Annotated in this window: 27 protein-coding genes and 1 pseudogene; 11 read left to right on the forward strand and 17 right to left on the reverse strand. The window is 70.4% G+C overall.

Annotated elements, in window-relative coordinates:
- Position 1: 1 nt before the first annotated feature.
- The 4 genes from DWB77_RS15250 to DWB77_RS15265 form a co-directional block, all read right to left on the reverse strand.
- Positions 2-406 (reverse strand): hypothetical protein, encoded by a 405-nt coding sequence (locus DWB77_RS15250; RefSeq protein WP_246033536.1) that lies wholly within the window; start codon positions 404-406, stop codon positions 2-4.
- A gap of 1 nt (position 407) precedes the next feature.
- Positions 408-2,183, reverse strand: coding sequence for a hypothetical protein (locus tag DWB77_RS15255; RefSeq protein WP_120721800.1), 1,776 nt, complete (start codon positions 2,181-2,183; stop codon positions 408-410).
- A gap of 220 nt (positions 2,184-2,403) precedes the next feature.
- Positions 2,404-3,588, reverse strand: coding sequence for a glutathionylspermidine synthase family protein (locus DWB77_RS15260; RefSeq protein ID WP_120721801.1), 1,185 nt, complete (start codon positions 3,586-3,588; stop codon positions 2,404-2,406).
- 54 nt (positions 3,589-3,642) lie between these two features.
- Complete coding sequence (locus tag DWB77_RS15265; protein WP_120721802.1) at positions 3,643-3,909, reverse strand: hypothetical protein; 267 nt, start codon at positions 3,907-3,909, stop codon at positions 3,643-3,645.
- Positions 3,910-4,050: 141 nt separating this feature from the next.
- On the opposite strand from DWB77_RS15265, the gene DWB77_RS15270 reads away from it, so the two are divergent.
- Together DWB77_RS15270 and DWB77_RS39275 are read left to right on the forward strand one after the other, a co-directional pair.
- On the forward strand, positions 4,051-4,914 hold the full coding sequence (locus tag DWB77_RS15270; RefSeq protein ID WP_120721803.1) for a hypothetical protein: 864 nt from the start codon (positions 4,051-4,053) through the stop codon (positions 4,912-4,914).
- Positions 4,915-4,985: 71 nt separating this feature from the next.
- Complete coding sequence (locus DWB77_RS39275; RefSeq protein ID WP_281280000.1) at positions 4,986-5,117, forward strand: hypothetical protein; 132 nt, start codon at positions 4,986-4,988, stop codon at positions 5,115-5,117.
- Between the two features lie 55 nt (positions 5,118-5,172).
- Here the strand turns inward: DWB77_RS39275 and DWB77_RS15275 are convergent, their stop codons facing one another.
- The gene (locus tag DWB77_RS15275) at positions 5,173-5,532 is read right to left on the reverse strand and encodes a hypothetical protein (RefSeq protein WP_120721804.1); all 360 of its coding nucleotides are present in this window, start codon (positions 5,530-5,532) and stop codon (positions 5,173-5,175) included.
- A 267-nt stretch (positions 5,533-5,799) separates the two neighbouring features.
- Positions 5,800-7,146: a tetratricopeptide repeat protein gene (locus DWB77_RS15280; RefSeq protein WP_120721805.1), complete on the reverse strand. Its 1,347-nt coding sequence runs from the start codon at positions 7,144-7,146 to the stop codon at positions 5,800-5,802.
- Between the two features lie 430 nt (positions 7,147-7,576).
- Here DWB77_RS15280 and DWB77_RS15285 point away from each other — a divergent pair, with 430 nt between their 5' ends.
- Positions 7,577-7,825 (forward strand): hypothetical protein, encoded by a 249-nt coding sequence (locus tag DWB77_RS15285; protein ID WP_120721806.1) that lies wholly within the window; start codon positions 7,577-7,579, stop codon positions 7,823-7,825.
- A gap of 450 nt (positions 7,826-8,275) precedes the next feature.
- Here DWB77_RS15285 and DWB77_RS15295 read toward each other — a convergent pair whose 3' ends face one another.
- Complete coding sequence (locus DWB77_RS15295; RefSeq protein WP_120721808.1) at positions 8,276-8,959, reverse strand: class I SAM-dependent methyltransferase; 684 nt, start codon at positions 8,957-8,959, stop codon at positions 8,276-8,278.
- A 71-nt stretch (positions 8,960-9,030) separates the two neighbouring features.
- Entirely contained in the window at positions 9,031-9,492 is a 462-nt protein-coding gene (locus DWB77_RS15300) for a hypothetical protein (RefSeq protein WP_120721809.1), read from the reverse strand.
- A 394-nt stretch (positions 9,493-9,886) separates the two neighbouring features.
- Between DWB77_RS15300 and DWB77_RS15305 the strand changes: the two genes are divergently transcribed.
- Positions 9,887-10,666: a helix-turn-helix domain-containing protein gene (locus tag DWB77_RS15305; protein ID WP_120727816.1), complete on the forward strand. Its 780-nt coding sequence runs from the start codon at positions 9,887-9,889 to the stop codon at positions 10,664-10,666.
- Positions 10,667-10,769: 103 nt separating this feature from the next.
- On the opposite strand, the pseudogene DWB77_RS38890 reads toward DWB77_RS15305, so the two are convergent.
- Positions 10,770-11,003, reverse strand: a pseudogene (locus tag DWB77_RS38890) (PLP-dependent aminotransferase family protein); the annotation flags it as partial.
- 309 nt (positions 11,004-11,312) lie between these two features.
- On the opposite strand from DWB77_RS38890, the gene DWB77_RS15315 reads away from it, so the two are divergent.
- Genes DWB77_RS15315 through DWB77_RS15320 form a run of 3 tightly spaced genes read left to right on the forward strand, consistent with a single transcriptional unit; the run spans position 11,313 to position 13,004 of the window.
- Positions 11,313-11,630, forward strand: a complete 318-nt coding sequence (locus DWB77_RS15315) for a hypothetical protein (protein ID WP_120721810.1) — start codon at positions 11,313-11,315, stop codon at positions 11,628-11,630.
- Between the two features lie 50 nt (positions 11,631-11,680).
- Positions 11,681-11,815, forward strand: coding sequence for a hypothetical protein (locus tag DWB77_RS39280; RefSeq protein ID WP_281280001.1), 135 nt, complete (start codon positions 11,681-11,683; stop codon positions 11,813-11,815).
- Between the two features lie 10 nt (positions 11,816-11,825).
- On the forward strand, positions 11,826-13,004 hold the full coding sequence (locus DWB77_RS15320) for a methyltransferase domain-containing protein (protein ID WP_174248560.1): 1,179 nt from the start codon (positions 11,826-11,828) through the stop codon (positions 13,002-13,004).
- Positions 13,005-13,121: 117 nt separating this feature from the next.
- Here the strand turns inward: DWB77_RS15320 and DWB77_RS15325 are convergent, their stop codons facing one another.
- Complete coding sequence (locus DWB77_RS15325) at positions 13,122-14,546, reverse strand: PLP-dependent aminotransferase family protein (protein ID WP_120721812.1); 1,425 nt, start codon at positions 14,544-14,546, stop codon at positions 13,122-13,124.
- 46 nt (positions 14,547-14,592) lie between these two features.
- Here DWB77_RS15325 and DWB77_RS15330 point away from each other — a divergent pair, with 46 nt between their 5' ends.
- Together DWB77_RS15330 and DWB77_RS15335 are read left to right on the forward strand one after the other, a co-directional pair.
- Positions 14,593-15,090 carry a carboxymuconolactone decarboxylase family protein gene (locus DWB77_RS15330; RefSeq protein ID WP_120721813.1) on the forward strand — a complete coding sequence of 166 codons (498 nt, stop codon included), beginning with the start codon at positions 14,593-14,595 and terminating at the stop codon, positions 15,088-15,090.
- Between the two features lie 80 nt (positions 15,091-15,170).
- Positions 15,171-15,899: an isocitrate lyase/PEP mutase family protein gene (locus tag DWB77_RS15335; protein WP_120721814.1), complete on the forward strand. Its 729-nt coding sequence runs from the start codon at positions 15,171-15,173 to the stop codon at positions 15,897-15,899.
- Between the two features lie 66 nt (positions 15,900-15,965).
- On the opposite strand, the gene DWB77_RS15340 is transcribed toward DWB77_RS15335, so the two are convergent.
- Together DWB77_RS15340 and DWB77_RS15345 are read right to left on the reverse strand one after the other, a co-directional pair.
- The gene (locus tag DWB77_RS15340) at positions 15,966-16,400 is read right to left on the reverse strand and encodes a hypothetical protein (protein WP_428985192.1); all 435 of its coding nucleotides are present in this window, start codon (positions 16,398-16,400) and stop codon (positions 15,966-15,968) included.
- Between the two features lie 44 nt (positions 16,401-16,444).
- Positions 16,445-16,690 (reverse strand): helix-turn-helix transcriptional regulator, encoded by a 246-nt coding sequence (locus DWB77_RS15345; protein WP_120721816.1) that lies wholly within the window; start codon positions 16,688-16,690, stop codon positions 16,445-16,447.
- Between the two features lie 51 nt (positions 16,691-16,741).
- On the opposite strand from DWB77_RS15345, the gene DWB77_RS15350 reads away from it, so the two are divergent.
- Positions 16,742-17,059: a hypothetical protein gene (locus tag DWB77_RS15350; RefSeq protein ID WP_120721817.1), complete on the forward strand. Its 318-nt coding sequence runs from the start codon at positions 16,742-16,744 to the stop codon at positions 17,057-17,059.
- Between the two features lie 159 nt (positions 17,060-17,218).
- Here DWB77_RS15350 and DWB77_RS15355 read toward each other — a convergent pair whose 3' ends face one another.
- The 3 genes from DWB77_RS15355 to DWB77_RS15365 form a co-directional block, all read right to left on the reverse strand.
- A complete protein-coding gene (locus tag DWB77_RS15355; protein ID WP_120721818.1) occupies positions 17,219-18,208 on the reverse strand; it encodes a malate dehydrogenase in 990 nt (329 codons plus the stop codon).
- 580 nt (positions 18,209-18,788) lie between these two features.
- Positions 18,789-19,286: a DUF3017 domain-containing protein gene (locus DWB77_RS15360; RefSeq protein ID WP_120721819.1), complete on the reverse strand. Its 498-nt coding sequence runs from the start codon at positions 19,284-19,286 to the stop codon at positions 18,789-18,791.
- Positions 19,287-19,304: 18 nt separating this feature from the next.
- Positions 19,305-20,165, reverse strand: a complete 861-nt coding sequence (locus DWB77_RS15365; RefSeq protein ID WP_120721820.1) for a bifunctional methylenetetrahydrofolate dehydrogenase/methenyltetrahydrofolate cyclohydrolase — start codon at positions 20,163-20,165, stop codon at positions 19,305-19,307.
- Positions 20,166-20,370: 205 nt separating this feature from the next.
- Between DWB77_RS15365 and DWB77_RS15370 the strand changes: the two genes are divergently transcribed.
- On the forward strand, positions 20,371-21,126 hold the full coding sequence (locus DWB77_RS15370; protein ID WP_120721821.1) for an RDD family protein: 756 nt from the start codon (positions 20,371-20,373) through the stop codon (positions 21,124-21,126).
- Between the two features lie 62 nt (positions 21,127-21,188).
- Here the strand turns inward: DWB77_RS15370 and purH are convergent, their stop codons facing one another.
- Together purH and purN are read right to left on the reverse strand one after the other, a co-directional pair.
- Complete coding sequence (purH, locus tag DWB77_RS15375; RefSeq protein WP_120721822.1) at positions 21,189-22,823, reverse strand: bifunctional phosphoribosylaminoimidazolecarboxamide formyltransferase/IMP cyclohydrolase; 1,635 nt, start codon at positions 22,821-22,823, stop codon at positions 21,189-21,191.
- Positions 22,750-23,355 carry a phosphoribosylglycinamide formyltransferase gene (gene purN / locus DWB77_RS15380; RefSeq protein ID WP_120727818.1) on the reverse strand — a complete coding sequence of 202 codons (606 nt, stop codon included), beginning with the start codon at positions 23,353-23,355 and terminating at the stop codon, positions 22,750-22,752. The genes purH and purN overlap by 74 nt, the downstream gene beginning before the upstream one ends.
- Between the last annotated feature and the right edge of the window lie 286 nt (positions 23,356-23,641).

Raw genomic sequence — 23,641 nt, forward strand, 5'->3', positions numbered from 1 at the left:
CTCACATCCCGACCAGTTCGGTGACCCGCTCGACCAGGCCCTGGCCGGAGGCGAGCAGCCCGGTGAGGGCGGTCGCGCCCGCGAGCAGCTCGCCGAGGCGGGCAAGCCGGCCCGGGGTGGCCCGGCCCTGGTCACGGATCTCCTCCTCGGTGTCGGCGAGTTCGGCGTCCAGGGCGCGGGTCTGGTCGTTGCGTACGAGCTGGGCCAGGCCGGCCCTGAACTCCACGATGGATTGCAGGAGTTGACGGTGGGCCTCGTCGCCGGCGGCGCCCGCGCGGTAGACGCTGTGCACGGTGTTGTGGTCGCCGACCGAGACGGAGCCGGTGACCCCGCTGATGTGCACGGAGCGCTCCCCGGTGTCCCGCGGGGGGCGCGGCGGTGCGCTGTCGTCGCCCGGCATGGTCATCTCAGCCCTCGTTCCTGACGGTGTTGTGGTCGCCGACGCTGATCGCTCCTCGGGCGTTCTCGATCATGACGCCGCCCTGGGTGACATTGATGATCTTCTGCTCGAACTGCCCGGTGTCGTACCCGGCTTCGTACAGCGCGCTGCGCACGCCGCTGGTCACCCGGTCCTCGATGGACTTCACATAGCGCCGGTAGTCCATGGCCTGGAAGAGGGAGGCGTCGGGCGCGGCGGCCAGTTCGCGTATCGAGCGGGCCGGGCCGTCCGGCAGCGCCCGGGCGTATCCGCCGGTGAGGCGGTGCCAGAGGGAGACGAGCGCCCGGCCCACGACGACCAGGGCGCCGACCGGCGATCGCGGCGTCCGCGCCAGCGCCCAGGCGGCCTTGCCGAGCGGAGTGCGGCAGGCGAAGTTCTGGGCGGTCCGGTCGGCGCGCAGGAAGTCCTCGCGCAGCGGGGACAGGACGTGCGGGGCGATCTCCAGGACCAGCATGCCGCCCTGGGTGTGGACCCGTACGAACACGGTGGTGACGAGGTGTTCCTCCCAGCCGCCCACCCGGATCCGCAGGAAGTGCCTGCGGGCCTCGCCGCCCTCCTCCAGGGCGGCCGCGCGGTGCTGCTCCACGTCGCCCCCGCCGTAGGGCGCGTGCGTGCGCGAGGGAAGCCCGTCGACCGGCAGGAAGAGGTACTCGGTCACTTCGAGCTGGCGCAGCCGGTCGCGCACGGCGTGCGCCTCGGCGGGCGCGGCCGGCGCGGGGACGCGGAGCCGGGTGACGAGGGGTTCGACGATGCGCAGGATCTCGGCGTTGCTGACCCGCGCCGGACTCTTCTCGCCCAGCGAGGCGCGCGGCCGCAGCTGGATGGAGACCGACCAGGGCTCGAAGGCCTCGCCCGCGCCGCGGAAGGGGGCGTCCGAGCGGTAGACGGCGAGCGGGGCGTGCTGCTCGGCGCGGATCAGGGCCGCGAGCCGGTGGAGCCTGCCGTTGTCGACCCGTTGCGCGGGGTCGGCGGCGACGTCCTGGAAGCCCTGCGGAGACAGTTCGTTGGCCATGATCCGGGCGAACTGCACCCGCTGGAGGCAGACGCAGAGGGCGATCACGGCGAAGCACGCGACGATGCCCCAGGCGAGGCCAGGACCGAAGCCCCGGTCGGCCGCGTCGAAGGCGGCGCCGCCGAGCAGTCGGGCGGGACCGGCGACGAAACCGGGCACGGTGTTCCCGCCCTCGGAGAAACCCCCGAAGGCATCCACGCCGTCACCGTAACTCCCGTGTCTGGACGGTGAGTTGGTGACGCTCGGGTCCGAGCCCTGGAGGAGCGAGAGCAGCACCACGACGGCGAACATCGCCAGCAGCACGCGGGCCCACCAACGCAGCAGGAACGCGGGGATGGTGCGGTACCAGGGGGCGGTCGCGGCGCCGCCCCGGACGAAGCGGGCGATGCCGAGTTGCAGGCACGGCCCCAGGACCAGCAGGAAGGCGGAGCGGGTGACGACGGCGCCCAGCACCCAGAGGAACAGGATGCCGAGCGACCAGGCGAGTTCGAGGGTGCGGGCGCGCAGGGCGTGCGCGAGTACGCGGGCGGCGTCGAAGCCGAGCGAGGGCGCCACGACGCGCTCCTCGTGGACGTAGAGCTCGTCGATGACGGCGTCGCGGTACTCGGCGTCGAGATAGGTGCCCGCCGCCATCAGACGGGTCGCCTCGCTGCGCGAGGGGTGCACGGGCGGGAGCCCGCCCGGCTCCGGGCCCGGCGGCTGGGCCTGCTGCGGCACCTGCGCCTGTGTCATGACCAGCTCCCCCGCGACGGTGGGGCGTACGCCGGGCCCCTCAACTCGGCCGAGGGGAAGGGAAGTTCGAGGGCGTCGCCAGGGTGGCCCATGCTAGCGGCGCGCCGCCCGGATGACCGCCCTGTTCACACCCTCCCCACGGGTACGTCCGTGGCGCCGGGGAGGGGCACGGGGGCGTGAGGGGGCGCATGGCGCACCGTCCGGGGGCGGCCGGGCCCCGTCACCGGATCACATGCGGCAGGAACCGCGCGTACCCGTCCGTGACGAGCCCCGCCGACTCCCGGATGCCGAGGCCCGCCGCCTCGTCCTCCACCACCCACGCACCCAGCACCACCCGGTTCCCCTCGAAGTCGGGCAGCGGGGCCAACTCCTGGTAGCAGCACGCCTCTTCGGGCCGCTGGGCGGGCGCGGAGCCCGGCGGGTGCAGGGTGACGCCGGCGCCTTCGCGGCCGAGCAGGGGCTTGGCCACGTAGCCCGGCCCGTCCACCAGGTCGCGCGGCCCGTCCAGGTAGGCGGGGAGCAGGTTGGGGTGGCCCGGATACAGCTCCCACAGGACCGCGAGCAGCGCCTTGTTGGAGAGCAGCATCTTCCAGGCGGGCTCGATCCAGCACGTCGTGCCGGTGCCGCCCCCGTTGTCGAGGGTGTCGAGGACCTGCGGCCCGAACGCGTCGGAGGCCAGCCACTCCCACGGGTACAGCTTGAAGCAGGACCGTATGAAGCGGAGCTTCTCGTCGACGAAGCGGCCGGTGATGCTGTCCCAGCCGATGGACTCGACCGACAGGGCCTCGGTGTCGAGCCCCGCCTGCTCGGCGGTCTCGCGCAGATAGGCCACCGTCATGAGGTCCTCGCCCAGCTCGTCGCCGTCGGAGTGCGCGAAGTGCACGGGGCCGGGCGGCAGCATCCGGGCCTGGCGCCGCCAGGCCGCGACGAGCCGCTCGTGCAGGGAGTTCCACTGGTCGGCGCCGGGGAAGCGCTCCTCCATCCAGAACCACTGGGCGCTCGCCGCCTCGACGAGCGAGGTCGGGGTGTCGGCGTTGTACTCCAGCAGCTTGGCGGGGCCCGTACCGTCGTACCGCAGGTCGAACCGGCCGTACAGGGACGGGAGTTCGGCCCGTCGGCGCCAGGACTCCGCGACCAGGTCGGCGAGGCGGCCGTCCATGATGCCGAGGTCCGCGAAGCGCCCGCGTTCGACGATGTGGGCCGCCGCGGCCAGACACATGGCGTGCAGCTCCTCGACGGTCTCCTCCAGCGCCTCGACCTCGGGCAGCGTGAAGGAGTAGTACGCGCTCTCCTCCCAGTAGGGGCGCAGCGAGTCGTCGGGGTAGCGCGTGAGCGGATAGATCACGCCCTGTTCCTCGACGGTCCGCTGCCAGTCGGGGCGCGGCTGTATGTGATGGCGTTCCATGGTCGTGCCCTACGTCGTCTTCCTCGCGTTTCCTGCCGGCCCGAGCGGTGCGGCTCAGCCGCCGCCGCTCCCCTCGTGGCCGAATCCGCCGCGCGAGACGCCCGACTTGTCGAAGGAGCCGCCGGAGACCTTGCCGCCCCGGCTGGACCCGCCGTAGTAGTACTGACCGCTGCCGCCGCTCTTGCACTCGTACTTCGGCAGTTCCTTGTAGGTGACCGGGTTGACGCACCGCCGGTCCGGTTCGTCGCTGCACGCGGTGAGCGTCGCGGCCAGCACTCCCATGCCGCCGAGCACCACCGTCGTGGACCTGAACCTGCGCATCGTGGACCTCCCCCGTTCCCCTACTGGCTTCGCTGTGGGACGCGTTTCGGCCACACCCTAGTTCCCACCTCGCGGCGGCCCGCTCCCGGGCTTTCCCCCGGCCGCTCGGCCTGCGACTACAGTCCCCCTGTGTTCTTCGGGATGATCTGCGCGCTCGCCTCCGCGGTCTGCTTCGGTACGGCCACCGTCCTCCAGGCCGCCGCGACGCGCGCCGCCGAGCCGGGTTCGGGGGCGGGCGCCGGATCGGGTGTCGACGCGGCACTGCTGCTGCGGGCCGTGCGCCAGTGGCGCTATGTCGTGGGCCTAGCGCTCGACGGGCTCGGCTTCGTCTTCCAGGTCCTCGCCCTGCGCTCGGTGCCGATCTACGCGGTGGGCGCGGCGCTCGCCGCCTCGCTCGCGGTGACGGCGGTCGTCGCGGCCCGCGTCCTGAAGGTCAGGCTCTCCGGTACGGAGTGGGCGGCGGTCGCCGTGGTCTGCGCGGGCCTGGCCCTGCTCGCCCTGTCCTCCGGCGCCGAGGGCGACGACCGGGGCCCGGCCTCGCTGCCCTGGTGGCTGCTCGGGGTGGCCGGCGCGGTGCTGGCCGCGGGCGCGGCCGGCGGACGCCTGCCGGACCGCGCGCGGGCGCTGGTCCTGGGCCTCGGCGCGGGGTGCGGCTTCGGCGTGGTGGAGGTCGCGGTCCGCCTCATCGACGACCCCTTCGACCTGACGAACCCCGCCCTGTACGCCCTGCTGCTCGGCGGCGGCGCCGCGTTCCTGCTGCTGACCTCCGCCCTGTCGCGCGGCTCGGTCACCACGGCCACGGCGGGCATGGTCATCGGCGAGACCATCGGCCCGGCCCTGGTCGGGGTGGCCTGGCTCGGCGACCGCACCCGGGACGGCCTCGGCTGGCTGACGGTGACGGGCTTCGCGGTCGCGGTGGCGGGGGCGCTGGCCCTGGCCCGCTTCGGCGAGGCCCCGGCGGCGGCCGGGGCCGAACCCCCGCGCCAGGACGCCGAGGAGCACTGACCGGCCGCCGGGTGGCCCGGGACGCCCTAAATCCCGCCGCTCCGAAGGTGGTTGGGGTGGCGGGGCGTCCCATGCCGGTCAGCGTTCACACGGTGCCCGGGGTGCCGTGGCTGGGGGTCTACGTCACCGATCGCGCACACGAGTTGGGCCCCTCGAACACCTGGGCCCGCGCCGTGCTCGTGCCCTGCGGGCTCGCTGCCTGACAGCAGGAAGCCCCGCCGCTTCGGAGGGAGTGAAGGGGCGGGGCTTCGTGGGTGGTTACTGAGTTCGCTCAATCGCTTCAAAAATATCTGCGTCTGTCTGCTGCTGCCATTCCGGGAGTTCCGGCCAGTCTGCGACGTAGCTTGGTTTCGGGTCTTCAAAGTGCTTATGGATTTGAGCAATCCAACAGAGAGCGACGAACCTCCCCTTCTGCTCACGGGACAGCTTGGATGTGTTTCGGTGGCTCACTCCGACGAAGTTCGATACCTGGGCGGACACCGCAGCGGCTGCCTCCCGTTCCCACTCGGGGGTTTCTTCCCAGGGTGTAATGTACCCGGGCTTGGGCTCTCCGGGGTAATGCTTCTTTACGCCAGAGATCCACGCTTCACGGAAGATTCGTCCGTTCTCGTGCTGCAAGACAACTCCCAAACTTGTTAGGCGGTCACGGAGAGTGCGGCAATTTGGTCATCAAGTGCTGTCACGCGCCCATCGGACAGCAAGGCCATCCGCCGTTCTGGATTGGCCCGCTGAGTTCGCGCACTTCCTCGGCCCGATCCAGGGCGCGCTTACATGCGCACGCCCGGGCTGGGCAAGCCGGATGCGTGGGCCCGCAGTGTTCACGTCTGAACTCGTCACGGCGTGACGCAGGGGAGCCCTCGCGCAATGGCACAGGCAGGGCTTCCGTTACGCCGGAACCAGCTCGGGGCGTACGACTTCTCTGGCACGTTCGTAGAGGTTCTGCGCCGCATGGTTTCGCGTATGAGGGCGAACGAGGTGGAACATCTCGGCCATCCTCTTTTCGATGCGCCCCGAGTTGACCAATGGGTAGTCGTCCAACGCGAGACCCCACGTCTGACAAGCCGCTTCCAGATGCCCCACGGCCAATTGCCGCTCGGCGAGGATCATCCGTTCTTTGACTCGCGTACGCCGGTAGACGCTGGACCGGAGACGGTCCGATTCCTGCATAGCGGCTACGGCTCCATGTACGTCGCCCATCTCGAACCGCACCTGACTTGCGTGGTAGTTCAGCGCTGCCGGATCGTACGATCCGAACACCCTTCCCCGGGACTCTGCCTTGTCCATGGCCACTTCGGCTTCGTGCAAGTACGTGAGTGCGGATCGACGGTCTCCGACTTGCGCGGCTGCATGGGCCTGCTGGCCGGCGAGAAAAGCGCGCATTCGTGGTCCGGCCTGCGGGGAGGATGCCGCCGCAGCATCGGCGAGACGCTTGGCCATCTGACCTTGGTTGAGGTCTACCGCTTGGACGCTCATACCGCGGAGCGTGGTGCAGTACGTCAGGTGGTCCTCAGAAGCACCCGCAAGCTCCAGTGCCTTGAGGTAGTAGCGCTGGGCGAGGCCGTGCAGACCCTCGTCCACGGCCATGTACCCGGTGAGGTAACAGAGGTCAGACGCGGCAGACATCATCGCTTTACGCACGTCGTCGGGGCCGTCTGTCCGAAGAAATGGGGACACCGTATTGACCAGGAAAGCTGCGGCGAGGGGCCGAGCAGTGCGCCCGCCGAACTGATCGTCCATGGACGAAAGCTGTTCCGTCATGGCCGACACCGTGTGCACGTCGGACATGCCGAGGCGGGTCCGTGTCCCGGTCTGGGCGGCTTCTATGCGGCCCACCACGTCGGGCCAGTCGGGGACGGTCAGGGCGACAGAGAACAAGGCGGCGCTCAGTACGCCACGGCGGGAAGGGTCCATGTCCGTCCTTCCAAGATCAATGATCCCGTCAACTGTGGTGCACGGCGTCCCCTCAGTTCGGTTCTCAGGGCGTGGGAACCCGGCATCCGCCCACGTGATGGGTCGCCCAAGTCGCCGCGCGAATGCCTCCAAGATCAGCGGTTGTACGTCTGTGCGCGGCAGGCTCCCGCTCAACCATTGGTGAACGGAAGGTGGGCGGTACCTCTTTGGAGTACCGCGCTCGGTCCCCAACCTATTGATGGCCTGAGCACACTGCCGCAGCGTCCATCCGGCCTCTCGGAGCAGTCGTGTCAACGCTGTGTTCGGCTCGCTGGTGCCCACGGTCGTTCAACTCCCCATGCGCGGCGCTTAACGCTCTTAATCCTGGCGTGCTTCTCAACGGTACCGCCGTGCGTGGTCGTGCGGTTGCGTAGAGGCAGGAGAGGTCACCAAGGGAGGGAGCCGAGCCGTGGACTGCAACGGCGTCGCTTGCCGGGGCCTACCGGGCCGAGGTGTCCGCCGAGGGGCCGGCGAACGGCCAGACCGTTCGCATAGCGCTGGGATGGGAAATGACTGACGCACAACAACCGCTCCAGGGCGCCGCGTTGGGCCCGGGCTGTGTCATCTGTGCAGCCGCGAGGAAAGCACGGGCGCGGGCCCATGGGACGGGCGATCCCATGGGGGTCCGACAGGCAACAGAGATCATCCGCGAACACCTGTCGGGACACGGGCACGGGCACGGGCACGGGCAAGACGCAAGGAGCGCCGACGTATGACGCTGTGTCTCGCTGATCTCCAAGCCATGGACTTCCGTGCTCGCCGGCCCGGCAACGTGGACCCGGGGACGTGTCCCGCCTGCGCCATGGTCGTCGAGGTGCTGTACGCGGCGGTGGACGAGCACGACCCGCACCTCGTCGACTTCGCCGTGGAACTCGGGGCGCTGCACGCGCTGTTGGGCCACCCCGGGGACCACCGACCGGAGCGAAAGAACTTCCTCTCTCAGACTCTGGGGCATACCTAGCCGAGAGTGAACAACACCCCCGCGCGGCGTCACGATGGCGCGCGGCATGGCCGCTCATGATCCGGGGCGCCCCCGGTAGGCGGTACCAGCGGCAGGTACCCGGGACCGGCCCGGGTCGGGATCGCTCCCGGGTACCTGCTGTGACCCAGACTCCGCCCTTGCCGAGGAACCCACTCACCACGCACTCCCCCCGTAGTGGCTCGAACTCGGCAGGGGCGGACGCCACCCCGCTTCAGTGATGGAGCTGAAGTCGGCCGCAAGCGTAGTGGCCACCCCAACGAGGAGGTACCGCACCATGACAGCAGTACTGCCCGACCTGAAGACGGGCCGCACGCTCGTCTCAGACGAGCTGTTCGACAGCATCGTGCACTTCACCGTGACGCACTTCGGTCAGGACCGGGAGAGGGCCGAGCAGCAGACGGACCAGGCGCTTGCGTTTGCTGCTACCGGTTACACAGCAGAGCGCACCCCACGAACAAGCAGGGTTCCGATGCGGCGCCTACCTACCGCCGGAGCGTCCACCACTTCTGCGGTCACGTCCTCGAATCCGTACTCCTTGAGCATTGCGGCCCAAGTCTCTGGGGGGTAGTCCCACCGCTTCACGACAGCAGGGTCTTCCTCGGCTCCTCGGGGGATGTACGACGCCTGACAGCCGTAGCAGCCTTCAACGGCCGGATGCTGCGACATGGCGAACACCCCGCCAGGGGCGAGCCGACCGTGAACGGCGGGGAGCATCAGCCCGGGATCGGTGAAGTAGGCGGCCCCAAAAACGGAGTAGATGGCATCGAAGGTCACGGGTGAGTCTGCGAGGAAGGCCAGGGCCTCGCCCTGGTACAGCTCCATCCCGCCCACGTCGTGCCAGCGCTCCCGCGCTTTGCCGAGCTGCGCGGGCGACAAGTCCACCCCTACCGCGTGCATCCCCAGAGTTGCCACGTGGGCCAGGTTTCCGCCCGATCCGCACCCCAGGTCGAGCACGCGGCTACCAGGCTCCACGTCAAGCACCTCGGCGCCCGGCCCGTGGTCGGCATGCTGAGTCCAGTTGAACCACGTGGTCTCGCCCCTGGCGTTCGTCGTGCGCCGTTGGGGCTTGCTCTGCGAGTAGGTGTCCCACGCAGCACTACGGGTGTCTGACACTTTGTGCTCTCTCCGGTCTCGTTCACGGCGACAGCCGCCCGACACGTTCGCCGGGCGGCTGGCTCAGGGTGTTACTTGTTCACGGGGCTGTCGGTGCACCCAGCGTGGCACTGCGAGCAGTCCGCCGCGCCCATGCCGGGCCAGAACTCCGCGTCGACCTCGAAGCCGGCGGCTGTGATCGCGGCCGTCGTCGCCTCCATCGCGGCCCTGCCCGCCTCGGGGTCGGCGCCTCCCTCGGTGTCGTCCGGGACGTGGTGGATGTAGTCGACGCCGAGCGCCCGGGAGAACGCGAGGTACGGAACGCTCCGCTTGAGAAAGCGGTGCCAGAACCGATCCACGCGCAGCGAGGGCGTCATCGGCTGGCCGGTGACCGTGCTGGTGGCGAGGAAGGCCACCATCTGGTTCACGCCGCGCTCGCCCATGTCGTCGGTGAGGTCGGGCCAGTCCTTCCGGACGTCCTTGATGAGCAGCGCCCGGAGCTGAGGGCTGATGAGGTTCTGAACTTCGGCCGGGCGTTCGTGGGTGATCGTCACGTCTGTGCCTTCCTGGTCAAGGGACGACCGTGGCCGGTCCCTGCGGATGGTGCGTGATCGTTTCGAGGGCCACCCCTTAACGGTTAAGGGGTGGGGTCTGTGGGTCAGGGACCGACGTGTTCGACAAGGGCCACGTCCTCCTACGGGCACCGGTTCGAGAGTCACCCGCATCGGCAGCTCTACCCGCGCCGCCTGGTAGTCGGTCGGACTTGTCATGCTTGCTCGCCGTCCCCTCGCCGTGCTCCCTGTTGTGCGCCGATGTTCCCTCCCTGGGGCGCGTCGGAGCGACGACGGAACGGGCGTCACCCGGGCGTCACTCGGAGGGGCGTCAATGACGCCTCCAAGGGCGTCAATTGGGTGTCATTGGGTGGCACTTCGGTCTAGCTTTGACGTCATGACGACGACCGCCGTGGTGCCGAATGATGTGCTGCGGGCCGTGCGTATCGGCCTGCGTATGAGCCAAGACGACTTTGCCAAGGCCATCCGCCGGGCAGGGCAAGAACTGGGAGAGCCCAACGAGGCTTCGAAGCGTCTGGTACAGCGCTGGGAGTCGGGGACGAGTAAGACGCCCCGGGGTGTGTACTCCAGGGCGTTAGAGCGGGTCACGGGCCGTCCGGTGGAGGCCCTGGGTTTCACGCTGCCGGTACCGATGGCCAGAGTCCACACAGACGGCAAAGGAGGGCATGACATGGACGCAGGAACGGGCGGGGTCACCTCCGCCGCTGTAGCCGCGCAGACGGCCGTACAGGCGGCTGACGAGACGTTCTCGGGGGTGTGGTTCAGCCGGTACGAGTTCTACTCGTCCAGCCGGGGCGAGACGTACGAGGGCAGGCACTACATCGTGATCGTCCAGCACGGGAACCGGCTGACCGCTCAGAGCCTGCCCGGGGCGAGCAGCAACCCGGACAGCCCGCTCACGCTGGATCTGACCGTTGACCGCAACGTGGTCACGGGGTCGTGGGTCGAGCAGACCGCGTCGGATGGCTACTACAACGGCGCCCGGTACCACGGAGCCATTCAGCTCCTGGTCGAGCCGACCGGCCGACGGATGGCCGGGAAGTGGGTCGGGTTCGGGAAGGATTTCGACGTGAACACCGGGCCGTGGGAACTGCGGCTTGTCGACCGGTCCACGAGCAAGGCGACGTTGGAGCGGTACAGCAGCCCGCCTGAGTGAGGCGCCGCCTGCCCCTGCCCCGTCCGTGCGTTTCCGCGGCGCATGGGCGGGGCTTCCTACTGCTCTGAACTGGGCACTTTCCAAGGTGCCAGGGTGTAGGGTCCACCGGCTGGCGGTCGTAGTGGAACTCGCCGTCGTAGTCGTCCTCCAGGATCAGCCCGCCCGTGGCGCGCGCCCAGTCGACGGCCGCCGCGCGCCGGCCGGGCAGCAGCGGGAGCCCGATCGGGAACTGGGGCGCGGGCGTCATGAGCACCGCCCCCACCCCCTTGTCGCTCCCCAACTCGTCGGCGCGGGTGCCCTGTTCGTCGAAGGAGAGCGGCGTGGTGCGCAGCCCCGCGAACCCCGGGAGAGGAGTGGTCGTGCCCGGTGAGAATAGGACCGCCGAGGGCCCACGACGGCATAGGCGGGGAAGAATGACTAGCGCACAACCGCCGCTCCAGGGCGCGGTGTTGGGCCCGGACTGTGCCATCTGTGCAGCCGCGAGGAGTGCACGAGCTCGGGCTCATGGGACGGGCGATCCCGTGGGGGTGCAACAGGCAACAGAGATCATCCCTGAACACCTGTCAAGACATGGGCAGGGGCACGGGCACGGGCAGGGACGCGGGCACGGGCAGGGACGTGGACAAGGCGCAAGGAGCGCCGACGTATGACGCTGTGTCTCGCTGATCTCCAAGCCATGGACTTCAGTACTCGACGGTCCGACAACGTGGACCCGGGGACGTGTCCCGCCTGCGCCATGGTCGTCGAGGTGCTGTACGCGGCGGTGGACGAGCACGACCCGCACCTCGTCGACTTCGCCGTGGAACTCGGGGCGCTGCACGCGCTGTTGGGCCACCCCGGGGACCACCGACCGGAGCGAAAGAACTTCCTCTCTCAGACCCTGGGGCGCACCTGGTCGAGAGAGCACCACCCCCGCGACCCATCGTCCCGCGCGGCGGCTCGGACTCGACAGGGGTGGGCATAACCGCCGACATGTAATCGCGTGTCGGTTCGCTGATAAGTGGAGGTACGGAAATGCGCGCATGGTGGCTCACGATGATGGACGGCAACCCCCAGGACGACAGCGACAGCGGTAACAAGCACGGCGGGGGCGGCTCCGAGGAGGGCGGCAACACGAACGACGGCCAGCGTCCGGCTGACGGTAAGTGAGTCCGCGCCGATGATTGACCGCGTAGAGGAGGCGGGCCCTTCGGGGCTCGCCTCTGCGCTCATGAAAAAGGGAGCACTCACAAGCGATTGGTTGCCCGCATTCCATGCGGTGCCCCGGCATCTGTTCCTCCCGGATGCGATCTGGCCCGGCCGCGCCGGCATGAATCGCCAGACCGACCGCGTGCTCCGCAGCGAGGAACCCGAGGTTTGGTGGTCGGCGGTTTACCGCGATGCGCCGATCACGACGCAATGGGATGACGGCGCGCACACCGGCCCCGGAAAGGGCAAGGTTCCGTCTTCCTCCAACTCGATGCCGACCATGGTCTTCTCGATGCTCGATGCACTGAACGTCGGGACAGGACACAAGGTGTTGGAGATCGGCACCGGCACCGGCTGGAATGCCGCGCTGCTCTCCCATCGGGTCGGCGCTGAGAACGTCGTCACGGTGGAAGTGGACGAAGCCAGCGCGAGAGATGCGCGGGGTCGTCTGAAAGCGGCCGGATTCGAGCCGCTCACCGTCGTCGGCGACGGGGCCGATGGATACGCCGAGGGTGCCCCGTACGACCGCGTGATCGCCACCTGCTCCATCGGCAGCGTGCCCCGGCAATGGGTCGCGCAGACGAAACCGGGCGGGCTCATCGTTGCACCCTGGGGGCCGACCTACGGCGGGGAAGCGGTGGCGCGTCTCGCTGTGGCCGAGGACGGGACGGCTACCGGGTGGTTCCTCGGGTCGTCTGCGTTCATGCGGCTACGCGCACAGCGCACCGAACGGAAGCACGTCCGCGCATACCTCAAGGGCCGGAAGTGGCCGGCGGACGGACGGCAGAGCATGACCAGCGTCTCCCCGGATTCGGTGGGGGACTGGCCGGTCATGTTCGCCATCGGGGTGCAGGTGCCCGACGCATTCCCGTGGGCCGAGACGTACGACGACGGCTCTTACACGCTGTGGCTGCGGGACACGGCTGTTACGTCGTGGGCAACAGTCGACTTCGTGCCCCGCCGCAAGGAATTCGAGGTCTACCAGTCGGGGCCTCGTGATCTCTGGGACGAGGTGGTCGCGGCGTACCTCTGGTGGGACGAGCAGGGACGGCCCGGGTTCGAGCGGTTCGGCCTGACCGTGGACGGCGACGGCGAGCGGGCGTGGCTCGACCGTCCGGACAACCCCGTCCCGGTCGTCGCGGAACCCTGACAGCCTCTCGCCGGCCCCAAGGGCGGGCCCGGAACGACGACCCTCTACGCCTGCCCGGGCCTGCTCATAGCTCCCCTACAGGGAAGCCCCCTTCGCGAGCCCCCGGTCCGGGCTTCCTCACGCCCCCACCGCCGCCAGCACCCGCAGCAACGCGTCCAGCGTGCCCGGCCACGCCGAGTCGGAGGGTGTGCCGTAGCCGACGACGAGGCCGTTCCACTCCGCGGCGTTCGCGTCGGGGTGGCGGAACGCCCCGAGGCCCTGGATGGCGAGGCCCTGCCACGCGGCTGCTTGGACCACTCTGCGTTCATCGACACCCGGCGGCAGACTCAGCACGACGTGAAGTCCCGCCGCGAGCCCGGTCACTCCGATGTCGGGCGCGTGCTCGGCCAGCGCCGCGACCAGTTCGTCCCGCCGGCGCCGGTAGTGCAGCCGCATGCCGCGAACATGGCGGTCGTAGGCGCCGGAGTCGATGAACTCGGCGAGCGTGAGCTGGTCCAGCACCCCGCACGAGTCGCCGTGGCCCTTCGCCTCCGCCACGCTTCCGACGAGCGATTCGGGCAACACCATCCAGCCCAGCCGTAGACCGGGCGCCAGCGACTTGCTGGCCGTACCCATGTAGACGACCCGATCGGGGTCGAGTCCTTGCAGCGCGCCGACCGGCTGGCGGTCGTAGCGGAACTCGCCGTCGTAGTCGTCCTCCAGGATCAGTCCGCCGGTGGCGCGCGCCCAGTCGACGGCCGCCGCGCGCCGGTCGGGCAGCAGCGGGAGCCCGATCGGGAACTGGTGCGCCGGTGTCATGAGCACCGCCCCCACCCCTCTGTCGTTCCCCAACTCGTCGGCGCGGGTGCCCTGTTCGTCGATCGAGAGCGGCGTGGTGCGCAGCCCCGCGTCGCTGAGCAGCTTCCAGTGGAAGTCGAGTCCGTACGCCTCGACCGCCACCTGCCGGGCCCGGCGCGCCCGCAGCACCTGGCCCATCAGCATCAGGCCGTGCACGAAGCCGGAGCAGACGACGATGCGCTCCGGTGAGGCGTACACGCCGCGTGAGCGGGCCAGATAGTCCGCGAGGACCGTGCGCAGTTCGACGCGGCCGCGCGGATCGCCGAAGCCGAACGCCTCATGCGGGGCCGCCGCGAGCGCCCGGCGGGCCGCCTTGAGCCACTCGGCGCGCGGGAAGCGGGCGAGGTCGGGCGAGCCCGCCATCAGGCTGTAGGTGGGCTTGCGGCGGGTCGGCAGCCGGTGGACGCGGCCCCGGTCGGGGCGGGCCGCGGCGCGCTGGGCCACCCGCGTCCCCGACCCCTGGCGGGCGGTGAGCCAGCCTTCCGCGACCAGCTCGGCGTAGGCGTCGGCGACGGTGTTGCGGGCGATGCCGAGGTCCGCGGCGAGGGTGCGCGAGGAGGGCAGCCGGGTGCCGGGGGTGAGCCGTCCCCCGCGCACGGCCTCGCGCAGCGCGTCCATGAGCCCGGAGCGCAGGCCCGCGCCCTTCAGGTCGAGATGGAGATCGACACCGAGCGTTTCCGCCGAAGTGGCCCAGGATTTCACCATGGGAATGGACCATACCCGGGTGCCACACGAACCGTACGGTCGTCCCATGACCACCAACGAGAGCAAGACCTACGCACCCGAGCACGCCCCCCGCCTCCCCTGGGCCAAGGCCGCGCCCGAGGTCTACAAGGCCATGATCAAGCTGAACGCCGCCGCCGAGCAGGGCATCGATCCGGTGATCGCCGAGCTGGTCAAGATCCGCGCCTCCCAGCTCAACCACTGCGCCCTCTGCCTCGACATGCACACCAAGGACGCGCTCGCGGCCGGCGAGTCGGTGGAGCGAATCATCCAGCTCAGTGCCTGGGAGGAGTCGGCGCACTTCTACACCGAGAAGGAGCTCGCGGCGCTCGAACTGACCGAGGCGGTCACGGTGTTGACCGACGGCTTCGTCCCGGACGAGGTGTACGAGCGCGCCGCCAAGCACTTCGACGAGGCCGAGCTGGCCCACCTCATCGCGGCCATCACCGTCATCAACGCCTGGAACCGCTTCGGCGTGACCACCCGTGGGGTGCCGGGCCACTACACCCCCGGCATGTACAAGTGACCCTGCCGTCAGGGGAGTTACCGTTCGCAGGGCCGCCTCACGCGAGTCCTGCGGCACCGCACAGCACCAGGAGAGACACCATGGCACAGCCGAGTCCCGCCGCCGCCTTCCGCGCCCTGCACCAGGGGCGCGCATCGGGCGACCCGCTGGTCCTGCCGGGACCCTGGGACGCGGCCAGCGCCCGGGTCTTCGAGGATGCGGGGTTCCCCGCCCTGGCGACGCCGAGCGCGGGGGTCTCGGCGTCGTTGGGGTACGAGGACGGCTCGACCCCGGCGGAGGAGATGTTCGCCGCCGTCGCCCGGATCGTACGGTCCGTCTCGATCCCGGTCTCCGCGGACGTCGAGGGCGGCTACGGCCTCGCTCCCAAGGAGTTGGTGGCCCGCCTCCTGGAGACGGGCGCGGTCGGCTGCAACCTGGAGGACTCCGCCGAGGGCGTCCTCAAGGACCCGGCCCGGCACGCCGACTGGCTGGCCGAGGTGCGGGCGGAGGCGGGCGACGCGCTGTTCATCAACGCCCGGGTCGACACCTATCTGCGCGGCGTGCCCGAGCTCGACGCGGCGATCGCGCGGGCCCGGGCCTATGTGGCGGCGGGCGCGGACGGCGTGTACCCGTTCGGCGCGCCCCCGGAGCACCTGCCGAAGATCGCGGCGGCCGTCCCGGTGCCGGTCAACATGGCGGTCCTGCCGGACGCCCCCGGGCCGCGCCGGCTTGGCGAGTTGGGCGCGGGCCGCATCACCTTCGGGCCCGGCCTCCAGATCCGCGCGACGCAGGCGGTGCGGGACATCGCCCGCCAGGTGCGCGAGCTGTAGCGATGCATACGTGAACGAGGGTGCCCCGGCCGAAGCGGCCGGGGCACGCGCGCGTTCGCGTATCCGCTACTCGTCGTCCGGCTCGTCCTGGGCGCGCAGGCCCGCCACCCACATCGGCATCAGCCAGTGCGCGACCAGGGCGCCGAGCAGCACCGGAAGGACCACGCCCGTCAGGTCCCCGCCCGCCATCGCGTATCCCCCGACACCGAGCACGGTGACGAGCAGCAGCCCCGTGGTGAGGCGGTGGGCGCGGGCCAGCACCTCGCTGCGCTCGGCGCGCTGACGCTCGTCCAGGGCCCGGCGGCGCAGTTCGAGCAGGCCCCGGGTGGCGGCGTTGATGGCGCCGGTGGCCACGCACCACGGCAGCAGCAGGGCGAGCAGAACGAACGGGTGGCGCCCCCAGCTCGCCACGGACGCGGCGGTCAGCAGGACGTGGACCGCGACCACGGTCCGGCGCCGCGCCGCGGTCGCGTACAGCGGCGCCGCCTCCCGCCGGTTCATGATCGCCTGCATCCGGCGGTCGTAGCGCGTCAGTTGGGCGTTGCTCACTGGTTCCTCCCGTAGGCCTCGTCGGTGAGCGGGCGGAACGGTTCGAGGGAGAACAGCGCCTCGACCGGCAGGCCGAAGTACCGCGCGATCTTCAACGCCAGGTCGAGGCTCGGGTTGTACTGCCCGCGCTCGATGTAGCCGATGGTCTGGTAGTGGGCACCCACCGCCTCGGCCAGGCTCTGGCGCGACACCTTCCGTTCGGCACGCACCATCGCCAACCTGTTGTGCACCTGCTCGCTCATGTATAAGAAGTACTACATCGAGGAGCAGGAACACAACGAACGGGGAGTCCCATGTGGGGTCGCAAGGAGATGTCGGTCCTGGTGCTGCGGGACGCGGACGAGATCGCGGGGGCGCTGCGCGAGGCGCTGACGGACGCGGGTGAGGCCGAGCGGCCCGGCTTGGAGGCGGCCCTGGCCATCGTCGAGCGGGCGGCCGAGCGGCCGGAGCGCGAGCTGCGCGGGCGCTGGGTGCGCGAGCAGCGGGCCTCGGTCGGCTACGCGGGCCCCGACGACGAGTCGGTACGGGCCGTCAAGGCGCTGCGCCAGGCGCGGCCGGAGCTCAGCCTGCTCGCCGCCGTCCAGCTGACCCGGGACGCGGCGCGGGAGTAGGCGGGAACGGGCGAAGCCCCGGCAGTGGCTGCCGGGGCTTCGTCACGGGTGCTTCAACGGGCGTACCGCCGGGCCCGGTTGGGGCTGGGCGCCGGGCCCGGTTGCGGCCGGGCGCCGGGCCCGGTTGCGGCCGGGCGCCGGGCCCGGTTGCGGCCGGGCTCAGATGAGGCCGAGCTCGCGGACCGCGTCGCGCTCCTCGGCGAGCTCCTTGACGGAGGCGTCGATGCGCGCGCGGGAGAACTCGTTGATGTCCAGGCCCTGGACGATCGAGTACTGGCCGTCCTTGACGGTGACCGGGAAGGACGAGATGAGGCCCTCGGGGACGCCGTAGGAGCCGTCCGAGGGGATGCCCATCGAGGTCCAGTCGCCCTCGGCGGTGCCGTTGACCCAGGTGTGCACGTGGTCGATGGCGGCGTTGGCGGCCGAGGCGGCCGAGGACGCGCCACGGGCCTCGATGATCGCGGCGCCGCGCTTGGCGACGGTCGGGATGAACTCGTCGGCCAGCCACTGCTGGTCGTTCACGACCTCGGCGGCGTTCTTGCCGGCGATCTCCGCGTGGAAGATGTCGGGGTACTGGGTGGCCGAGTGGTTGCCCCAGATGGTCAGGCGCTTGATGTCGGAGACGGTGGTGCCGGTCTTCTTCGCCAGCTGCGTGAGCGCCCGGTTGTGGTCGAGACGGGTCATCGCGGTGAAGCGCTCGGCCGGTACGTCCGGGGCGGAGGCCTGCGCGATGAGCGCGTTGGTGTTGGCCGGGTTGCCGACGACGAGGACCTTGATGTCGTCCGCGGCGTTGTCGTTGATCGCCTTGCCCTGCGGCTTGAAGATGCCGCCGTTGGCGGCGAGCAGGTCGCCGCGCTCCATGCCCTTGGTGCGCGGGCGGGCGCCGACGAGCAGGGCCACGTTGGCGCCGTCGAAGGCGACGTTGGCGTCGTCGGTGATCTCGATGGAGCGCAGCAGCGGGAACGCGCAGTCGTCGAGCTCCATGGCGGTGCCCTCGGCGGCCTTCAGGGCCGGGGTGATCTCCAGGAGGCGCAGGTTGACCGGCACGTCCGGGCCGAGCAGGTGACCGGAGGCGATGCGGAAGAGCAGCGCGTAGCCGATCTGGCCGGCCGCGCCGGTGACGGTGACATTCACGGGAGTGCGGGTCATGGCGATCTCCGTAAGAAACAGCAGGTGGTGGGGGGTTGCCCCTGGCTTCCGGGCACCCCGTAAACGCCGGCAACCTGACGTGCGACCGTCTGAATCTTGACGTGAAGAGATGTCCAGCGGTCAGGCTATCCGACCCGGGGCGTCCCACACCCCCCAAGCCCTGTGGGACGTCTCACGCTGATCGATCATTGACCGGTAGTGGCGGCTCCCGGTTCACCTCAATGGCCCCTGGGCGGCCGCCGAGGGGGGCGGTTCGGCGGCCCCCTCCCACCTGGTGGGCTGGTCGCGCAGTTCCCCGCGCCCCTAGCGGGATCGGTGCCGGCCCGCATCGGCCACCTCAGCCCGTCCGGCGATTGAGGACGAGCGCCCTTAAGGCGCGAACGGGGTCTGGGGTGGAGCCCCAGGAAACCCCGGTTTCGGCTGCGGACCGTGCGTGGCTGGGCGCGCAGTTCCCCGCGCCCCCAGCGGGGTCGGTGCTGGCCAGCACAGGCATACCCAGCCTGTCCGGCGATTGAGGACGAGCGCCGTTCAGGCGCGAACGGGGTCTGGGGCGAAGCCCCAGGGGGGCGGCTGGGGGTCGTCAGCGGACCGTGAAGTGGACCGCGTCCTCCAGGAACGGGATGTTCAGCCAGGGCCGGGGCTGAGCCATGAGGGCGAGCAGCACGATGACCACGCCGAGCACCCCGTACGTGGTGATGTCGGTGAAGCGGGACCTGACGGCGAGCATGCCGACCGACGGCAGGGTCCAGCGCAGGGCCGCGCCCGCCATCAGGGCGGCGCCGATGATGACGAGCCCGACCCGGAAGGCCTGCCCGAACGGCTCGGTCGCCACCGTCAACAGGCCGAAGCCCACCGCGATCAGCACGGTGAGCAGCGGCCACTGACGGGCGGGTGCGGGCGCGTCACCGGGCGCGGCACGACCGCCGCCCTCGGGGCGCGCGGTGTCCCGTGTGACGGAGGGGAACCGGCGTGAGCCGCCCGCGCGGGCCCGCGCCGACGACGCGTCACCGGCGGGCTCGCCCCCGGCGGCCGACGGCTCCGCCTCCGTGGCCGGCTCATGACTCCTACCAGCACCCATGGCGTCAGGCCTTTCCGGTCAGCCCGCTTGGGCGGCGAGCTCGGCCGCCTCGACGACGTTGACGAGCAACTGGGCGCGGGTCATCGGGCCCACCCCGCCGGGGTTGGGCGACAGCCAGCCGGCCACCTCGGCGACACCGGGGTGCACATCGCCGAGGATCTTGCCGCTCTCGTCGCGGCTGACGCCGACGTCGAGGACGGCCGCTCCCGGCTTCACGTCCTCCGGCTTGATCAGGTGCGGGACACCGGCCGCGGCGATGATGATGTCCGCCTGCCGCAGGTGCGCCGACAGATCACGCGTGCCGGTGTGGCACTGGGTGACCGTCGCGTTCTCGGAGCGCCGGGTGAGCAGCAGCGGCATGGAACGCCCGATGGTGACACCGCGTCCGACCACGACGACCTCGGCCCCGTTGATCTCCACGCCGTGCTTGCGGAGCAACTGGATGATGCCGTACGGGGTGCAGGGCAGCGGGCCGGGCTCGTTGAGGACGAGCCGGCCCAGGCTCATCGGGTGCAGCCCGTCGGCGTCCTTCGCCGGGTCCATCAGCTCCAGGACGCGGTTCTCGTCGATGCCCTTGGGCAGCGGCAGCTGGACGATGTAGCCGGTGCACTCGGGGTTGTCGTTCAACTCCCGCACCACCGCCTCGATCTCCTCCTGCGTGGCGGTGGCGGGCAGCTCGCGCTGGATGGAGGCGATGCCGACCTGGGCACAGTCGCGGTGCTTGCCCGCGACGTACTTCTGGCTGCCGGGGTCCTCCCCGACGAGGACGGTTCCCAGGCCGGGTGTGATGCCCCGTTCCTTCAGGGCCGCCACGCGGACGGCCAGTTCGGACTTGATCGCTGCGGCGGTGGCCTTGCCATCGAGAATCTGGGCGGTCATGTTTCCCATTCTTTCAGGGCGACGCATGATCGCCCAAGTTGCACTTGCACAACACATCCAGCAACCGGCTGGACAAACTTATGTCTCGTTTAGAACGATGATCCGCGCAGTGCCGCGGGCAGTGCCGGGGGGCGATCCGCTCATAACAGCTATTCCTCCGCTCGGGCCGCGTCGTCCCCGCAACACCAACGGAGGAACACCCGTCATGAGCTTCGGCGACCCGAACAACCCCTACGGGCAGCAGCCCCAACAGCCGCCGCAGGGTGGCCCCTACGGTCAGCAGCAGGGCCAGCCCGGTTACGGCTACCCGCAGGGCCAGCAGGCCCCCCAGGGCGTCCCCCCGCAGCAGGGCTACGGCTACCCGCAGCAGCCCGGCCAGGCCCCCGGCCAGCCGCAGTACGGCGCCTACCCGCAGGCTCCGGGCACCCTCCAGGCCAACAACGGCATGATCAACGTGCCGGTGCTCGGCACCGTCGAGGTCGCCTCGATGGGCCGCCGGCTCGGCGCCCGCCTGATCGACGGCGCCGCGATCGGCATCATCCTCGGCATCCTCATGGCGGTCGGCCTGGCCGGCGCCGTCGGCATCGCCAAGGACTGCGACCCCAACTCGGTCGACTACACGTCCTGCATGAACGACGCCAGCGCCGGCTTCATCTCCGTGATGTTCACCTGGATCGCCGTCATCGGCGCGTTCACGCTGCTCTACGAGTGGCTGATGGTCTCCCTCGTCGGCGCGACCCTGGGCAAGATGGCCCTCGGCCTGCGCGTGGTGAAGGAGAACACGGGCCAGAACCCGGGTCTGGGCGCGGGCTTCATCCGCTACATCATCCCGATCGTCGGCGCGTTCCTGTGCTACATCGGCGCCATCCTGGTCTACCTGTCGCCGTTCTTCGACAACTCCGGCAAGCTCCAGGGCTGGCACGACCGTGCCGCCGGCACGCTGGTGATCAAGAAGCCGTAACCGTCACCGTACGGTCGCCGGGCCGCGCTCCCCTGGGGGCGCGGCCCTTCGCGCGTCGGGGGTCAGTGGAAGAAGTGCCGGGTGCCGGTGAAGTACATCGTCACGCCCGCCTTCTTCGCGGCCTCAACCACCAGCTCGTCACGGACCGAACCGCCGGGCTGGACCACGGCCTTGACCCCGGCGTTCGCCAGGATTTCGAAGCCGTCGGGGAACGGGAAGAACGCGTCCGACGCGGCGTAGGAGCCACGCGCCCGGTCCTCGCCGGCCCGCTCCACCGCGAGCTTCGCGGAGTCGACCCGGTTGACCTGGCCCATGCCGACGCCGACCGAGGCGCCGTCCTTGGCGAGCAGGATCGCGTTGGACTTGACGGCGCGACAGGCGATCCAGGCGAAGGCGAGTTCCTTCAACTCGGCCTCGGACAGGGCCTCTCCGCTCGCCAGCGTCCAGTTGGCGGGGTCGTCGCCCTCGGCCTGGAAGACGTCGGTGTGCTGGAGCACGGCGCCGCCGGAGACGGGCTTGAGGTCGCCGGGCTGGTGCGGGGTGCCGTCGACCTTGAGCACCCGGATGTTCTTCTTGCGGGCCAGCACCTCGACCGCGCCGTCCTCGTAGTCCGGGGCGGCGATGACCTCGGTGAAGATCTCGGCGACCTGCTCGGCCATCGCCACCGTCACCGGCCGGTTGACGGCGATGACCCCGCCGAACGCGGAGAGCGGGTCGCACTCGTGCGCCTTGCGGTGCGCGGTGGCGAGGTCGTCGGCGATCGCGATGCCGCACGGGTTGGCGTGCTTGATGATCGCGACGCAGGGCTCGTCGTGGTCGTAGGCGGCGCGGCGCGCGGCCTCGGTGTCCACGTAGTTGTTGAAGGACATCTCCTTGCCGTGCAGTTGCTCGGCGTTGGCGATGCCGCCCGGCTGTCCGTCGGTGTAGAGGGCCGCGGCCTGGTGCGGGTTCTCGCCGTAGCGCAGCGTCGACTTGCGCTCCCAGGTGCCGCCGAGGAACTCGGGGAGCTGGGCGCCGCCCTCCTCGGGCGCGTACACATTGGTCATCCAGGACGCCACGGCCACGTCGTACGCGGCGGTGTGCTGGAACGCTTCTGCCGCCAGGCGCTTGCGGGCGGTCAGGTCGAAGCCGCCGTTCTTGACCGCGTCGAGCACGGCCGCGTACCGCTGCGGGCTGGTGACCACGGCGACCGACGGGTGGTTCTTGGCGGCGGCGCGGACCATCGAGGGGCCGCCGATGTCGATCTGCTCCACGCACTCGTCGGGGCTCGCGCCGGAGGCGACGGTCTCCTTGAACGGGTACAGGTTGACCACGACGAGCTCGAAGGGGCGTACGCCGAGCTCGTCGAGCTGCGCGCGGTGCGCGTCGAGGCGCAGGTCGGCGAGGATGCCCGCGTGCACCTTGGGGTGCAGCGTCTTGACCCGGCCGTCGAGACACTCGGGGAACCCGGTGAGCTCCTCGACCTTGGTCACCGGCACCCCGGCGGCGGCGATCTTCGCGGCGGTCGACCCGGTGGACACCAGCTCGACCCCGGCCGCGTGGAGCCCTTGCGCCAGCTCCTCAAGGCCCGTCTTGTCATAGACGCTGACCAGCGCCCGCCGGATGGGCTTGACGGTGTCCGTACTAACCGAGTTCACCGATCTGAACCTTTCGTCCCTCAATGCGGTAGCCGTTACGGGCCAGGCGCCCCACGACATCGACGAGCAGCGCTCGCTCGACTTCCTTGATCCGCTCATGGAGAGCGGCTTCATCGTCCTCGTCCCGGATCTCGACCACGCCCTGGGCGATGATCGGGCCGGTGTCGACGCCGTCGTCGACGAAGTGGACGGTGCACCCGGTGACCCGCGCGCCGTACGCGAGCGCGTCGCGTACGCCGTGGGCTCCGGGGAAACTGGGCAGCAGCGCGGGGTGGGTGTTGACCACCCGGCCGCCGAACCGGGCGAGGAACTCCTTGCCCACGATCTTCATGAACCCGGCGGAGACCACCAGGTCCGGCGCGTACGCCTCGGTGGCCGCGGCGAGCGCCGCGTCCCACTCCTCGCGCGAGCCGTGGTCCTTGACCCGGCAGACGAAGGTGGGGAGGCCGGCCCGCTCGGCGCGCTCCAGGCCCGCGATGGCGTCCCGGTCGGCGCCCACGGCCACGATCTCGGCGCCGTAACCGTCCGGATCGGCGGCGATGGCGTCGAGCAGGGCCTGAAGGTTCGTGCCGGACCCGGACACCAGCACCACGAGCCGGGCGGGCCGGGTCGTTCCGGGCGGGACGCGATCGGGGGAGGCGGACGCGGAGGTGGGCGGGGAGGCCACGGCGGGGCTCTTTCTCGCGGTCGTACGTCTTTGTGTGGTCGTACGAACGAATCGTGCCCCTCGATACGGGGAACTCTACGAAAGCGCCGACCGTCAGCAACGATACCGGCACACCGGACGGCCCCCACGGGACGGGGGCCGGACCGCCAGGTAGCGTCTGGGAGGACGCCACGAGACGAGACCTGTCTCACTTACTTGTTTGCGAGATGTG

It is taken from the genome of Streptomyces hundungensis (assembly GCF_003627815.1).
In the GTDB taxonomy this organism is placed as follows: Bacteria; Actinomycetota; Actinomycetes; order Streptomycetales; family Streptomycetaceae; genus Streptomyces; species Streptomyces hundungensis_A.

Bases quoted from the DNA above. Each gene is read 5' to 3' on its own strand.
- DWB77_RS15270 (WP_120721803.1), top strand. From the start codon at position 4,051: ATGATCTGCGCGCTCGCCTCCGCGGTCTGCTTCGGTACGGCCACCGTC.
- DWB77_RS15345 (WP_120721816.1), bottom strand. From the start codon at position 16,690: ATGAGCGAGCAGGTGCACAACAGGTTGGCGATGGTGCGTGCCGAACGG.
- DWB77_RS15365 (WP_120721820.1), bottom strand. From the start codon at position 20,165: ATGACCGCCCAGATTCTCGATGGCAAGGCCACCGCCGCAGCGATCAAG.
- DWB77_RS15260 (WP_120721801.1), bottom strand. From the start codon at position 3,588: ATGGAACGCCATCACATACAGCCGCGCCCCGACTGGCAGCGGACCGTC.
- purH (WP_120721822.1), bottom strand. From the start codon at position 22,823: ATGTCGTGGGGCGCCTGGCCCGTAACGGCTACCGCATTGAGGGACGAA.
- DWB77_RS15255 (WP_120721800.1), bottom strand. From the start codon at position 2,183: ATGACACAGGCGCAGGTGCCGCAGCAGGCCCAGCCGCCGGGCCCGGAG.
- DWB77_RS15265 (WP_120721802.1), bottom strand. From the start codon at position 3,909: ATGCGCAGGTTCAGGTCCACGACGGTGGTGCTCGGCGGCATGGGAGTG.
- DWB77_RS15250 (WP_246033536.1), bottom strand. From the start codon at position 406: ATGACCATGCCGGGCGACGACAGCGCACCGCCGCGCCCCCCGCGGGAC.
- DWB77_RS15305 (WP_120727816.1), top strand. From the start codon at position 9,887: ATGACGACGACCGCCGTGGTGCCGAATGATGTGCTGCGGGCCGTGCGT.
- DWB77_RS15340 (WP_428985192.1), bottom strand. From the start codon at position 16,400: ATGAACCGGCGGGAGGCGGCGCCGCTGTACGCGACCGCGGCGCGGCGC.
- DWB77_RS15315 (WP_120721810.1), top strand. From the start codon at position 11,313: ATGACGCTGTGTCTCGCTGATCTCCAAGCCATGGACTTCAGTACTCGA.
- DWB77_RS15330 (WP_120721813.1), top strand. From the start codon at position 14,593: ATGACCACCAACGAGAGCAAGACCTACGCACCCGAGCACGCCCCCCGC.
- DWB77_RS39275 (WP_281280000.1), top strand. From the start codon at position 4,986: ATGCCGGTCAGCGTTCACACGGTGCCCGGGGTGCCGTGGCTGGGGGTC.
- DWB77_RS15350 (WP_120721817.1), top strand. From the start codon at position 16,742: ATGTGGGGTCGCAAGGAGATGTCGGTCCTGGTGCTGCGGGACGCGGAC.
- DWB77_RS15335 (WP_120721814.1), top strand. From the start codon at position 15,171: ATGGCACAGCCGAGTCCCGCCGCCGCCTTCCGCGCCCTGCACCAGGGG.
- DWB77_RS15370 (WP_120721821.1), top strand. From the start codon at position 20,371: ATGAGCTTCGGCGACCCGAACAACCCCTACGGGCAGCAGCCCCAACAG.
- DWB77_RS15285 (WP_120721806.1), top strand. From the start codon at position 7,577: ATGACGCTGTGTCTCGCTGATCTCCAAGCCATGGACTTCCGTGCTCGC.
- DWB77_RS15360 (WP_120721819.1), bottom strand. From the start codon at position 19,286: ATGGGTGCTGGTAGGAGTCATGAGCCGGCCACGGAGGCGGAGCCGTCG.
- DWB77_RS15320 (WP_174248560.1), top strand. From the start codon at position 11,826: ATGATTGACCGCGTAGAGGAGGCGGGCCCTTCGGGGCTCGCCTCTGCG.
- DWB77_RS15325 (WP_120721812.1), bottom strand. From the start codon at position 14,546: ATGGTGAAATCCTGGGCCACTTCGGCGGAAACGCTCGGTGTCGATCTC.
- DWB77_RS15355 (WP_120721818.1), bottom strand. From the start codon at position 18,208: ATGACCCGCACTCCCGTGAATGTCACCGTCACCGGCGCGGCCGGCCAG.
- DWB77_RS39280 (WP_281280001.1), top strand. From the start codon at position 11,681: ATGCGCGCATGGTGGCTCACGATGATGGACGGCAACCCCCAGGACGAC.